Origin of the sequence: Blautia faecis (assembly GCF_020554845.1) — a bacterium.
Classification (GTDB): Bacteria; Bacillota; Clostridia; order Lachnospirales; family Lachnospiraceae; genus Blautia_A; species Blautia_A faecis.
In genome coordinates this window covers 1-12,852 of record NZ_JAJCIA010000063.1, presented here as the reverse complement: position 1 = coordinate 12,852, position 12,852 = coordinate 1, and the positions used below count along the sequence as shown (strand labels likewise).

The 12,852-nt window shown below is 43.8% G+C and carries 12 protein-coding genes; 1 reads left to right on the top strand and 11 read right to left on the bottom strand.

Features of this window, described 5'->3' with window-relative positions; all coding sequences use genetic code 11:
• Positions 1-303 precede the first annotated feature (303 nt).
• The 3 genes from LIZ66_RS17950 to LIZ66_RS17940 are packed head-to-tail and all read right to left on the bottom strand — an operon-like array spanning position 304 to position 3,705.
• Positions 304-1,017 (bottom strand): CvpA family protein, encoded by a 714-nt coding sequence (locus tag LIZ66_RS17950; RefSeq protein ID WP_179988326.1) that lies wholly within the window; start codon positions 1,015-1,017, stop codon positions 304-306.
• Between the two features lie 10 nt (positions 1,018-1,027).
• A complete protein-coding gene (locus LIZ66_RS17945; RefSeq protein WP_227201160.1) occupies positions 1,028-2,272 on the bottom strand; it encodes a DUF5711 family protein in 1,245 nt (414 codons plus the stop codon).
• Between the two features lie 50 nt (positions 2,273-2,322).
• Positions 2,323-3,705 carry a LysM peptidoglycan-binding domain-containing protein gene (locus LIZ66_RS17940; RefSeq protein WP_227201161.1) on the bottom strand — a complete coding sequence of 461 codons (1,383 nt, stop codon included), beginning with the start codon at positions 3,703-3,705 and terminating at the stop codon, positions 2,323-2,325.
• A gap of 338 nt (positions 3,706-4,043) precedes the next feature.
• On the opposite strand from LIZ66_RS17940, the gene yyaC reads away from it, so the two are divergent.
• Positions 4,044-4,574: a spore protease YyaC gene (yyaC, locus tag LIZ66_RS17935; protein ID WP_227201162.1), complete on the top strand. Its 531-nt coding sequence runs from the start codon at positions 4,044-4,046 to the stop codon at positions 4,572-4,574.
• 141 nt (positions 4,575-4,715) lie between these two features.
• On the opposite strand, the gene LIZ66_RS17930 is transcribed toward yyaC, so the two are convergent.
• From LIZ66_RS17930 to LIZ66_RS17895, 8 genes are all read right to left on the bottom strand, one after another.
• Positions 4,716-5,654, bottom strand: a complete 939-nt coding sequence (locus tag LIZ66_RS17930; protein WP_118577966.1) for a transketolase family protein — start codon at positions 5,652-5,654, stop codon at positions 4,716-4,718.
• Complete coding sequence (locus LIZ66_RS17925; protein ID WP_227201163.1) at positions 5,642-6,481, bottom strand: transketolase; 840 nt, start codon at positions 6,479-6,481, stop codon at positions 5,642-5,644. Before LIZ66_RS17925 ends, LIZ66_RS17930 begins: the two co-directional genes overlap by 13 nt.
• Positions 6,482-6,569: 88 nt before the next feature.
• Positions 6,570-7,223, bottom strand: a complete 654-nt coding sequence (gene fsa / locus LIZ66_RS17920) for a fructose-6-phosphate aldolase (RefSeq protein WP_021924793.1) — start codon at positions 7,221-7,223, stop codon at positions 6,570-6,572.
• A 273-nt stretch (positions 7,224-7,496) separates the two neighbouring features.
• Positions 7,497-8,630, bottom strand: a complete 1,134-nt coding sequence (locus tag LIZ66_RS17915) for a LacI family DNA-binding transcriptional regulator (protein WP_118577968.1) — start codon at positions 8,628-8,630, stop codon at positions 7,497-7,499.
• A 20-nt stretch (positions 8,631-8,650) separates the two neighbouring features.
• Positions 8,651-9,247: a recombination mediator RecR gene (gene recR / locus LIZ66_RS17910; RefSeq protein WP_118577969.1), complete on the bottom strand. Its 597-nt coding sequence runs from the start codon at positions 9,245-9,247 to the stop codon at positions 8,651-8,653.
• Positions 9,247-9,603: a YbaB/EbfC family nucleoid-associated protein gene (locus tag LIZ66_RS17905; protein WP_021924790.1), complete on the bottom strand. Its 357-nt coding sequence runs from the start codon at positions 9,601-9,603 to the stop codon at positions 9,247-9,249. Before LIZ66_RS17905 ends, recR begins: the two co-directional genes overlap by 1 nt.
• A 204-nt stretch (positions 9,604-9,807) precedes the next feature.
• Positions 9,808-11,433, bottom strand: coding sequence for a DNA polymerase III subunit gamma/tau (gene dnaX / locus LIZ66_RS17900; protein WP_227201164.1), 1,626 nt, complete (start codon positions 11,431-11,433; stop codon positions 9,808-9,810).
• A gap of 30 nt (positions 11,434-11,463) precedes the next feature.
• Positions 11,464-12,546 (bottom strand): 6-phosphofructokinase, encoded by a 1,083-nt coding sequence (locus LIZ66_RS17895; RefSeq protein ID WP_118577970.1) that lies wholly within the window; start codon positions 12,544-12,546, stop codon positions 11,464-11,466.
• Positions 12,547-12,852: the final 306 nt, after the last annotated feature.

Here is a 12,852-nt window from a genome sequence, read left to right as displayed (position 1 = left end):
TGTTATAAAAAGTTCATTCATTTGAATGATGATTCGTTAAGAATTTTCGAGAATCATATGTGTTTCACTGTTTAGTTATCAAGGTTGTTTATCTGTCGTTGTCTGTCCGACAGCTTGTTTATATTACCACAAGCATTTTCGTTTGTCAACAACTTTTTTTAATTTCTTTTAAAAAACTTTTGAAGTTTTTCAAAATGAAATCCCGCTTCCTCAGAAGCGAGATTCAGTATATCATCAGAGTTGCCATTCGTCAACCCCTTTTTTCAATTTTTTTGATTTTTTTACATTATTTGACATTTGTGCTCAATTTCCGTAGAAAACACTCATAAACACTTTCACAAATATATTCTGATTATACAGGAAATTCAGTACTGTATCCTGCTCAACAAGAGCCATTCCCTGTTTTCCAATCGTAGTATCACAGAGCAGCGTCAGGATCAGAAACCCGATCCAGATAAAGATTATGCACTTCGCACCACCCACTACACCTCCGGCAATTTTATTCACGCCCTTTATCACAGGAAGATTTGTCAGAACATTCAGTATATAACTCAACAGTCTGATCACGATTGCAGAAATTATAAAGGATAAAAGAAATGATATTCCATTTACGATCATGACAGCCAGCGAATCTGCTATATATTCCGCAAACGTACTGACTGCAAGATAGCGGTATGTCTCTGCAGTATTATTTTCCATAAGAGAAGTTTTCAATATGTCCGGAAGTTCCATTTTTTCCATTATCTGCGTCTGTTCTTCTTTATCCAGAGCTTTCTGGCTGCCTGTCTGTTCCATGACCAGTTCCTGGCAGTTACTCTGAACAATATTATAAACAGGTGTATACTCTCTCACAAATGTATTTACATATGGATTAATCACCCATACAAGGAGAAAGGATATGATCATAAAAAAAGCAGATACGATTTCTTTTACAAAGCCTCTGCGAAATCCGGAAGCGCATGCAAAAATAATCAGTGCAAGCACCACAATGCCAAGCCAAGTCCAGCTTATGTCCATTTCATTCTCCTTAACTGAGTTTTATCACATTTACACCAGTATCCATAACAAGCAAATACTTATTCCACCCCAATTTGAAAAAGTCTTTCACTGTTCCATCCACACTTCCAAAATATTTCTCGGAACCGTTGCTATTCAACACGCAAAGCTGGGAACTGTTGTACATAACAATATAATCATCACTCATTCTGATAGTGGTATATGGAATATTAAAATCCTTGCTAAATTTCAGTTTGCCAGCAGAAGAATATACCTGCATGGTATACTGTTTGTCTTTGCTGTCATTTTTAAATACCAGACCAATGTTGTTTTCATCATAAAAAGTACTGATAATCTCCTGCTCAACCTGGACTGTTTTCAGTTCTTTAGGAATCTGGCGCCCGGAATATATGGTAAATCCATCATCCCGAAGTGCAACTGCATTGCTGCCAAGATACTGAATCTGCGGAACTACTACTCCATCATACGTGTATCCGCTTACAATACGGTCATCTTCATTCTGTCCAACTTCTCCGAAATTATAAAAAGCTATGTAACTGGTAGTCTCGCTGCTGTCCACAAACTGATATGCCACCATCATCACAACGCCATTATCTGCCAGTGCCACATCCATAGGATATCCAGGATCCTGAATATTAGTCTGATTTTCTGCCACAAGACTTCCATCTAAATTGTAAAAATTGATCCAGGTGTGGTCGTCGCCATCCAGAATTGCTGCTGCCATTCCTGTTTTGGAAACTTTTGCCTTCACAATACTATAAGAAGTAGATACAGTCCCGGTAATTCCATTTTTGTCAAGAAAAACCATGGATGTCCCATCTTTATCAGCAATCACGGCACAGTCACCGCAAACATCTGCCACAGGATTCTGCATGTCATATGTCTGTGACCATACGGTTTCCAGCTTGTTATTTACAAGAGATACCTCGTCAGAGCTATAGCGCAGAATCTTACCTGACAGATAGGTGTACTGGGTGGAAACAGTATCCTCCTGCTCACTGGTCACCTGTACTTTATAGTTTCGGTAAGTTCTTTTTTCCAGAAAAAGAAAGCCTGCTAAGACCACAAATACAGCAATCAGTATCACGGCAACCGGTTTCAGCACAGCTTTCTTTCTTCGCAAAGCAGCTTTGATTTTTCTTCTCGCAGCTTCATTTCCACTAGCTCCGGCCTGGGCTTTTTCCAGATGGCGTTTCTCGGCCAGAAGTCGTTTCCGCCGCAGTTTCTTTTTGATATTTTTGAATGTGTTTGCCATAATTTAACCTTGCCTTGTATTTTCTATTTTTTCGATTATACCACATCCGGTCAAGGTAATACAATCATTTGCCCCGGATAAATCACCTGGTTTTCTTCCAGATTATTCAGGCGGCAGATTTCCGGGATGGCATCCATATTTCCATAATGGGAAATACTGATCTGGTATAAAGTATCGCCTGGTTTAATCACATAAGTTTCGTATATGCCGTCAGATGAGGCCTGTGCACTGGAATCCGTCTGTTCTTCTGCGTTAGTGCTCTGTTTCTTCATTTTCCGTTCATCAGCTTCCTGGGAAAAAGTTTCCGTCTGATCCACCGTTTCTGCCGGCTCCTCAGTTTCTGTCTGTTCTGCTGCTTCCGCCTCATTTGCAAAATCAGATTCGCTGTCCTGCCAGCTATTCCCGGTTTCATCACTTATTTCTGTATCGGCGGCTTCCTGCGTTATTTTGGGAGTCACCGAAGCATTTCTTTCCAACTGCTCTTCCGGACTTTTCTCCTGTTTGGAAACATCCTGTATCTGATTCGTGTCATTTTCTGCCTGCTTTTCTTCTGATGCATCTTCCTCTGTTTTTCCTGACATAACAGTCACTGCATAATCATCTTCAGGCTGCACCGGCAAGCCACTGTAATTTCTGTAAAAGCCCGCACCTACAGCTAATACAGCAAGTACCAGACAGGCCGTTGCTGCATATGAAAAAACAGAGGTACGCTCCATTTCCTCCTGGGGCTTTTCCTCTGTCTTTTCTGCTTTCTTTGTTTTCTTGTTCCGGATGATTTTCCGAAAAGATACAACCGCCTCGTCAGACACATTTTCTGTAAATTCCGGCGCAAAATCTTTATTTTTTTCAATCATGTACTCCTGCATCAGCGGATTTTTCTCATAATAAATGTAATATCCCCGCTGCCGGACCATAAGGCCATTTTCAAAGAAGAAGAAAGCTTCTTCTTTTTCTGCAGGTTCCATAAGCATAAGCACTTTTTCACCGCCAAAATACCGAAGATGGATTCGGGTCAGCAATTCGTCTGTTTCCATATACATCTGAGGGCGCGAAAAAAACCAGCCTGTTATTTCCTGTCCCGGAAAATATTTTGCCTGGTCTTCCTGTATTTTTGCCCATATTTTTTCAGAGAAATCAATATGATCTGATGCAGCTTCCATATCTTCCACCATCAAAGCTCCCCGGATGAAAAGATAGGTTATACCATTGTTCCATTTTGTTTCGCCTGTAAAAACAGCTACACAGCCTTGTTCTTTTCCGGAACCGACCGCATTCCTGGCAAGCCTTGTCAGAAATGTGTATACGTAATCTTCAATATAAATACGCATATTTCCGGTTGTCAGTCCTACCTGACGTATGTTTCTCGGCAGATTAAAAAGATTTTCCCCATTTTTCGCCTCCTGTTTCTCTTCTTTGTAGATAACTTCTATCATAGTCACATCACCCCTTCGGGTATGAGAATATCACATGAGAAATGCAGATTTTAGCGGAATATAAGACCTGTTTCACAGAATTTTGCGACAGTTTTTGCAAAGGAAATATTTGTCGGGATGAAGGGTACAGCGAACTGCTGCAATTGAATTCCGGCAGAATGTCACGTAAAGTGCAGCATATAGATTTCGATATGTTTTTTTGTACTCAGCCAGGTGCATATTTTTTCCAGATATAGGATAAGATGGATTATATCAGACAGCTGCAGCTGCAAATTATCGTTCATAAGTAATCGGGCAAGTTTGCTTATTTATGAAATTTTTAAAGCAGGAGAACTTTTATGCCTTTTTATGTAAATACCCAAAAACCAGATTCTTCCAGAGAAATTGCACGGCTTCTGGAAAAATGTATTAAGCGTCATAAACGAGACTGGACTGAAATTGTGTTTTTGTGCATTGGAAGTGACCGGGTAACCGGAGACTGTCTGGGACCTTATGTGGGCTATCGTTTAAGTCAGCATCAGCTTCCAGGAATTTTTGTCTACGGTACATTAAGTCAGCCTGTTCATGCCGTCAATCTGTCCGATATAACGGACTTTATTTCAAAGAACCATCCGTTTGCCCTTGTAATCGCTATAGACGCGTCTCTAGGCGATGAAAGACATTTGGGCTATGTGACAATCGGAAACGGTTCTCTTTACCCAGGTGCGGCTGTTCAGAAAGATCTGCCGCCTGTGGGGGATATTTATATTACTGGAATTGTAAATATTGCAGGAATTCTGGAATATCTGACTTTACAGACAACAAGACTGTCCACTGTGATCACGCTGGCTGACACCATTGCACAAGGGATTCTCGGAAATTTTATATAACAATACGGCAAACAGAAGCTTTCACTTCCATTTGCCGTATACTTATTTAGCATATCACTTTTTTGAATTTCCAAAAGGTTTTCTGTAAAAACAGACATAACACCTGCCGGCGCCAGCACCATATAGGAAAGGTACAGCCAATTAGATAAATGCCTTGATCTGTTTATAGATACCGGCTGCATCAAGACCGTATTTCTCAAGAAGAGCAACAGCCGGGCCAGACTCTCCGTAAACATCATTGATACCAATACGTTTAACCGGTACAGGCGCTTTCTCAGCAAGGCACTCGCATACAGCACCACCAAGGCCGCCGATGATGGAATGCTCTTCAACAGTAACAACTTTGCCTGTTTCTTTGGCAGCTGCTACAACAAGTTCCTCATCGAGAGGTTTGATGGTGTGGATGTTAATAACCTTTGCTTCGATTCCTTCTTCAGCCAGTTTCGCAGCTGCTTCCAGAGACGGAGCTACGCAAAGTCCGTTTGCAATAATGGTAAGGTCTTTTCCCTCACGGAGAACAATACCTTTGCCAAGCTCAAATTTATAATCCGGGTTATCATTGATAACCGGAACAGCAAGACGGCCAAATCTCATGTAAACAGGGCCCACATGCTCATAAGCTGCCTCTACCATTGCTTTTGCTTCAATATCATCAGACGGGCATGCAACAATCATTCCCGGAATTGTACGCATAAGTGCAAAATCCTCGCAGCACTGGTGTGTAGCACCATCCTCACCAACGGAAATTCCGCCGTGGGTAGCACCAATCTTAACATTCAGCTTCGGATATCCAACAGAGTTGCGAACCTGCTCAAAGGCACGTCCTGCTGCAAACATAGCGAAAGTACTTGCGAAAGGCACTTTTCCAGTTGTTGCGATTCCGGCAGCAATTCCCATCATGTTGCACTCTGCGATACCGCAGTCGATGTGGCGCTCCGGAAATGCTTTCTTAAAGATTCCGGTCTGTGTAGCTGCAGCAAGGTCAGCATCCAGAACAACCAGATCATCATGTTTTTTTCCAAGTTCTACAAGAGCGTTACCATAACTTGCTCTGGTGGCAATCTTCTTTACTTCTGACATAATGCTTCACCTACCTTTTCCAAATCTGCCATAGCCTGTGCGTACTCTTCATCATTCGGAGCTTTTCCATGCCAGCCAACCTGGTTCTCCATGAAAGATACCCCTTTGCCTTTTACTGTTTTCATAACGATCGCAGTCGGCATTCCTTTCACAGTCTTTGCCTCGTCAAAAGCAGCGCGCAGCTGCGCCATGTCATTTCCATCAGCTACATTTATTACATGGAAATTGAATGCTTCGAATTTCTTATCGATCGGGTATGGGGAGCATACATCCTCAATTTTACCATCGATCTGAAGACCATTGTTATCAACGATCACTACAAGATTGTCCAGTTTCCTTGCTCCTGCAAACATTGCAGCTTCCCATACCTGACCCTCCTGGATCTCACCGTCTCCAAGAAGTGTGTATACACGATAGCTGTCATTTGATAATTTTGCTGAAAGTGCCATTCCAACTGCTGCAGAGATTCCCTGTCCAAGGGAACCGCTGGACATGTCGACGCCTGGAATATGCTTCATATCCGGATGTCCCTGAAGGTAAGATCCGAGATGACGAAGTGTCACCAGATCCTCTTTCGGGAAATATCCTCTCTCAGCCAGTGCAGAATACAGACCTGGTGCAGTATGACCTTTGGAAAGGACAAAACGGTCGCGATCTGCTTTCTTCGGATCCTTAGGATCAATATTCATTTCCTCAAAATAAAGATAAGTAAACAAATCTGCTGCTGATAAAGATCCGCCTGGATGACCAGCTTTAGCAGCATGCAGTGCTGTTACGATGTCTTTGCGGACTTCGTTGGCAACTTTCTGAAGCTCTAAATTCTCCATTTTCAATTCTCCTTATTATTTCCCTTGATATCATGATGTGCGAATCACAACCGGATTGAATTCTTACGTAAAATAATTTCTCGGTTAATTATTCTCCAAATACAGCCTTGTAATCATTCTGGAATTTAACAATACCAGCGTCTGTCAGCGGATGATGAGTCATCTGCTCAAGTACTTTAAATGGTACAGTAGCGATATCAGCACCTGCAAGTGCGCACTGTGTTACATGCATTGGATGACGTACACTTGCTGCGATGATCTCGGTATCGATGCCTGCAACTGCAAACATATCAGCGATCTGGCGAATGAGCTCAACACCGTCTGTAGAGATATCATCCAGTCTTCCAAGGAATGGAGATACATATGTAGCACCAGCTCTTGCTGCAAGAAGTGCCTGGTTAGCGCTGAAGATCAGAGTTACATTTGTCTTGATACCTTCTTTTGAAAGAACTTTAACTGCTTTCAGACCTTCGCATGTCATAGGAATTTTTACAACCATGTTCGGATGGATTTTGGCAATCTCGCGTCCCTCACGGATCATTCCCTCTGCATCTGTTGTAGTAGCTTTAACCTCGCCGCTGATCGGTCCATCGACGATCTCTGTGATCTCTTTGATTACTTCATTGAAATCTCTTCCCTCTTTCGCGATCAGGGATGGATTTGTAGTTACGCCACAGATAATTCCCATATCGTTAGCTGCCTTAATATCTTCTACTTTTGCTGTGTCAATAAAAAATTTCATGATTTCTTCCTCCTAAATGAATTAGACTAGAGCGTTGCAGCGCTTCCTTTGTCTTGCACTGTTCATATGCTTTCATTATAGCAGACTTCATTTACAGGTCAAGGCAGAGAGCAAATTATTAATAAAATTTCAATTAATAATTTCATCTATTATTAATCATTCTATAGTTTGTTAGTATGGTATCAATCAATTTTCTACTGTATCAATCAGTTTTTCCAGCAATTTTACCAGATGTTTTTTTTAAATTATTACTAATAATTTCCAGTAAATTATTTATTTAAACTTATTTTCTTCGGATTTTTCGTTTATGGGATCCGGTTTATCCATACGTGCATAACCGGTGGTTTTTCGCACAATAATCTTGGGATTATACTCAATATTATATACACTTGTGGGACGGATGCCTTCCCCGAAACGGATGCCTGTATCGATTTTCCGGATGATAATGTCACAGGCATCCCTGCCCTTCAGATCAACGAAGTGATCAATGGTAGTCAGTGACACTCTGCGAATTCCGGAATAAAAAATATTGTCGCAGCCGATCACAGATACATCCTTCGGCACTCTCAGACGGGCATCCTGAAGAGCATCCACAGCACCAATGGCCATCATGTCATTCTGTCCGGCAATGGCAGTAAATCTGCTGCCATCCTCCAGAAGAGACCTGGTCAGGGCATAGCCCATAGAATACTCGGAATCCGTCTTAGGATTGCGACGGTCAACGGATTCGTCAGCAGCCCGGATGATCACATGTCCGGAAAGCCCAGCCTTCTCAAACTCACGGACAAAACCATCCACTCGTTTGGAACGCTGCCACTGTCTTCTGGTAAGCGGCGGCGTAATAAAGGCCACATCCCGATGTCCCAGATCCAGCAGATGCCTCGCCATAAGTCGTCCCACTTCTGTGTTGTCCTGATTAATAGCATCTACTGTACTGATTTTTTCTTTGTTGCTAATGATGACCAGCGGAATGCTTCTTGCCATCTCTTCTACCTGGCTGATATAGTCCGGGTGGGGATTGCAGGCATAAATGATCCCCTGGGGTGCCATGGCGCGTATCATGCGCAGATACTTCTCTTCCAGCCTGGCATCACGCTGGGTATTGCAGATGAAAACTCCGTAGCCACGCTCGTTGGCTACCGCCTCGATTCCCTGAAGGAGCATCACATAGTAAGGGCTGGTAATAGTTGGGCAAAAGACAACAATCATTTTTTCCTTTTTGTTCTCTTTTTTATTTTTGTGGCCCGGAAGCTGATAGCCCAGTTCTCTGGCCGCGCTTTCCACTTTTTCCACTGTTTCTCGGGAAAAAGAAACATTGTACTTATGGTTCAGAACCATGGAAACCGTTGCCTGGGAAACTCCCGCTTTCTCTGCCACATCTGATGAAGTCACTTTTTTGCGTGCCACAAAAATCACCTCCTGCCATCTTACAGTTCTACCCTGCCCTCCAATGCCCGAAGCAGGGTAACTTCATCAATGTATTCCAGGTCACCGCCGACCGGCACACCACTGGCAATACGACTGACCTTGATCCCGGTTGGCTTGATCAGCTTACTGATATACATTGCTGTAGTCTCTCCCTCCAGACTGGAGTTGGTGGCAATGATCACTTCTTTTACATCTCCCTGAAGTCGCATGATCAGCTCTTTCAGCTTGATATCATCCGGACCAATTCCCAGCATAGGGGATATTGCGCCGTGAAGTACATGATAAACTCCATCAAATTTACCGGTTTTTTCATAAGCAGCAAGATCCCTGGTGTTCTCCACTACCATAATCGTACTGTGATCTCTTTTGGGATTGCTGCAGATTGGGCACATTTCTTTATCCGTAAGGGTGTAGCAGCACTTACAGTACTGTACGTTCATCCGGGCATCGGTGATGGCATTGGTAAGCTGCTGCACCTGTTCCTTTGGCATATTCATAATATGAAAAGCCAGGCGCTGGGCAGACTTTGCCCCGATTCCCGGAAGATGGGAAAACTGCTCAATCAGTTTATTGATATGACTGCTGTAGTATTCCATCAGAATGGAAGACCCCCGCCAAGTCCTCCCAGACCTCCTGTAAGTTTGGACATTACAGCCTGGTTCTCCTGCTCAACCTTGCGAAGTGCTTCGTTGGTTGCTGCAACAATAAGATCTTCAAGCATCTCGATGTCATCCGGATCTACAACTTCCTCTGCAAGCTTCACCTTGGTCACTTCTCTCTTACCTGAGATAGTTACTTCTACAGCTCCGCCGCCGGCTGCTGCAGTAAACTCTTTCTCCTCGAGAGCTTTCTGGTTCTCTTCCATCTGGCGCTGCATTTTCTGCGCCTGCTTCATAAGGTTATTCATGTTTCCTGGCATACCCATGCCTGGAAATCCTCCACGCTTTGCCATTACAAAGTCCTCCTTTAACTGTTCTGATTTCATGCTGGATTCCGCATTTCTGATTTTTCAAACAGGCTCTATAACATTTGCGGCAGCAAAAATCATTTTTCATAACAATATTCACATTTTCTGCAAATATTATTAATTTACTTCTCGTTCGTCGCTTTCACGGCAACTCTTATGTTGCTGCACAAAAATCAAACAGCAACACTCTTATTCTTCTGCATCGTCAGGATCTTCCTCCACAACAACATCCATATGGATATTCTCCCGGAGAGCCTGATCTACAGTAACCTTGGCAAGATTGGTATGGTTGTGTTCTTTTGCCACCACCATCTTAAGTTCTACACTCTTGCCAGTCTGGGCCAGGATGATATTCTTCAGTTCTTCCTCTGCTTCCGGATTATCTACATAGGTTTTTCCAAGGAAATCCTGGAATTCAATGTAGAGAACCGGTTCACCGGTCTGGCCATTGTATTTGGGAATAGACTTCTGGAGCATCTGTTTGAAAATACCGCTGGTCTGACCTACGATCACCTTCCAGCTGGCTACAATCTTCTGCAGATCCTCGGGTGCCGCTTTCTCAGGTGCTGCTGCCATGGCTTCTGCACTGCCATCCGATCCGATTCCTGTACTTCCGGCGTTGCCAGTGGCTCCCGGCTGAACAAATACCTGTTGAACAGGCCGCTCGTCCATGCGCTGTTCCAGAACACGAAGACGATCCAGGACAGAATCCAGATTGGTCTCCATCGCCGGACGGCACAGTTTGATCAGGGCAATCTCCACCAAAACACGCTTCTGGGTGGAATAGCGTATCTGACTGGACAGGTCAGAAAAAATACGGATGTAGCGCATCAGCGTCTCTACATCCACCATCTCACTTTCTTCTCTTAGAAGTTTCAGATTCTCAGATGATACATCAATGGCTTCCTCCGGATTCTCGGAGGTTTTTACCAGAAGGAGATTACGCATGTACCAGGTAAAATCTCCCACAAACTGTCCAAGCTCTCTTCCGCCTATGATCAGATCCTCAAGAGTGCGTATCGCACCTGTCACATCTCCCTGGAGCACTTTCCTCAAAAGCTTGCTGAACACTTCCGTATCCACCGCTCCCAGAACCTCCAGGACTTTATCATAAGTCAGTGTCTGCCCCAGGTAAAAGGCAATGCACTGATCCAGAAGGCTTAGTGCATCTCGCATGGAACCGTCTCCGGCTTTTGCCACATAACGGACGGCTTTTTCTTCTGCCTCTACGCCTTCGATTTTCAAAAGTTCATCCAGTCTTTCCGCAATTGTATCAATAGTGATGCGGTGAAAATCGTATCGCTGACATCTGGACAAAATAGTGATCGGTATCTTGTGGGCCTCTGTGGTGGCAAGAATGAAGATAACATAAGACGGAGGTTCCTCCAGTGTTTTCAGAAGAGCATTAAACGCTCCTGTCGAAAGCATGTGAACCTCGTCGATAATGTATACCTTATAGTTTCCTTCAGTAGGACGATAGGCCACCTCCTCACGGATCTCACGGATATTGTCAACGCCGTTATTGGACGCTGCATCGATCTCGATCACGTTCATGGAGGTGCCAGCCTGTATCGCCTTACACATGTCACATTCACCACAGGGACTTCCATTTACCGGATGCTGGCAGTTTACTGCTTTTGCCAGTATTTTTGCAACGGTAGTCTTACCGGTTCCTCGGGTGCCGCAAAACAGATACGCGTGACCAATACGGTTATGCTTGATCTGATTGGTCAGGGTAGTTACAATGTGATCCTGTCCCTTGACATCGTCAAAATTATCCGGTCTGAACTTCCGGTATAGAGCAGTATAGCTCATTTATGGAAACTCCTTTCTAACAGCAGGGAATCAATCGCCGAAGCTGATTCCGATCTGCTTTGCAGCCTTAACGGTCTGGTCTTTCGGAGAAACCATTTTCAGCTTGCCGGCACATTCTTCAAGAGGTACTCTCTTGATTTTGCCATTTACAATACCGATCATGATGCCATATTCTCCGTCCAGAATAGCCTCTGCTGCTCCTGCTCCGATTCTTGTGGAAAGCACACGATCATATGCACATGGTGCCCCACCTCGCTGTGTATGTCCCGGAACTGTAATGCGTACCTCAGAACCAAGCTTCTGGGTAATCTTGTCTGCAATTTCATAGGATACGGAAGGATACTTCTTCGCGCGGTCTTCCAGCTTTTTCTTGTAATCTTTCTTGGAAAGAAGGGCATCCTCTTTGGAAATGGCGCCTTCTGCCACTGCAAGAATGGTGAAACGCTTGCCAGCTTTAGATCTCTTCTGGATAGCTGCAACTACTTTCTCAATGTCGTATGGGATTTCCGGAATCAGGATAATATCTGCTCCGCCGGCAATTCCTGCGTGCAGAGTAAGGCTTCCTACCTTGTGTCCCATAACTTCTACGATAAATACACGGCCATGGGATGCTGCTGTTGTATGAATGCAGTCGATAGCGTTTGTTGCAATATTTACTGCACTCTGGAACCCGAATGTCATATCTGTACCCCAGATATCATTGTCGATGGTCTTAGGCAGATGGATGATATTCAGACCTTCTTCTCTTAAGAGGTTGGCTGTTTTCTGGGTTCCGTTTCCTCCGAGGATTACAAGACAGTCAAGACAAAGCTTGTAATAAGTCTGCTTCATAGCCTCTACCTTGTCCAGTCCATTGGCATCCGGTACGCGCATAAGCTTAAACGGCTGTCTGGATGTTCCAAGAATAGTTCCGCCCTGTGTAAGGATTCCGGAAAAATCCTTGGATGTAAGCATACGGTATTTGCCGTAGATCAGTCCCTTATATCCATCATCAAATCCGTAAACTTCCAGGTCATCAATGCTGTTTGTAAGCCCTTTTACAACTCCCCGCATGGTGGCATTCAGTGCCTGGCAGTCACCGCCGCTTGTTAATAAGCCGATTCTTTTAATCATAGTACCCTCCATTTCTGTGTCTCTAGAGCGTGTTTCAAAAATCATTCCAGCAAGCTGCGCGCTCCAGTAAAAACTACATTTTGAAATTTGATCCGCGAGCTCTGTTCGTTACTGATCACAAAGTGAGCAGTGACCGCTGTTCTGTTACGTCTGGGCAGCGTAAAAATCGCGGGGCAAGTTTGTTTATATTATATAATATTTCCCGTTCTGACACAACAAGTAATTTGCAACCAGATATTTCTGGAGCCGGCTTGTTACTGTTCACTCCGTGACCAGTAACGCGCTTCGCGATGCACAGAAATCATG

What these genes read in the sequence shown, in the direction of transcription:
- LIZ66_RS17895 (WP_118577970.1), bottom strand. Translation starts at nt 12,546, where the DNA reads ATGATTAAAAGAATCGGCTTATTAACAAGCGGCGGTGACTGCCAGGCA.
- LIZ66_RS17945 (WP_227201160.1), bottom strand. Translation starts at nt 2,272, where the DNA reads ATGGCAAACACATTCAAAAATATCAAAAAGAAACTGCGGCGGAAACGA.
- recR (WP_118577969.1), bottom strand. Translation starts at nt 9,247, where the DNA reads ATGGAATACTACAGCAGTCATATCAATAAACTGATTGAGCAGTTTTCC.
- dnaX (WP_227201164.1), bottom strand. Translation starts at nt 11,433, where the DNA reads ATGAGCTATACTGCTCTATACCGGAAGTTCAGACCGGATAATTTTGAC.
- LIZ66_RS17905 (WP_021924790.1), bottom strand. Translation starts at nt 9,603, where the DNA reads ATGGCAAAGCGTGGAGGATTTCCAGGCATGGGTATGCCAGGAAACATG.
- yyaC (WP_227201162.1), top strand. Translation starts at nt 4,044, where the DNA reads ATGCCTTTTTATGTAAATACCCAAAAACCAGATTCTTCCAGAGAAATT.
- LIZ66_RS17925 (WP_227201163.1), bottom strand. Translation starts at nt 6,481, where the DNA reads ATGGAGAATTTAGAGCTTCAGAAAGTTGCCAACGAAGTCCGCAAAGAC.
- fsa (WP_021924793.1), bottom strand. Translation starts at nt 7,223, where the DNA reads ATGAAATTTTTTATTGACACAGCAAAAGTAGAAGATATTAAGGCAGCT.
- LIZ66_RS17950 (WP_179988326.1), bottom strand. Translation starts at nt 1,017, where the DNA reads ATGGACATAAGCTGGACTTGGCTTGGCATTGTGGTGCTTGCACTGATT.
- LIZ66_RS17930 (WP_118577966.1), bottom strand. Translation starts at nt 5,654, where the DNA reads ATGTCAGAAGTAAAGAAGATTGCCACCAGAGCAAGTTATGGTAACGCT.
- LIZ66_RS17940 (WP_227201161.1), bottom strand. Translation starts at nt 3,705, where the DNA reads ATGATAGAAGTTATCTACAAAGAAGAGAAACAGGAGGCGAAAAATGGG.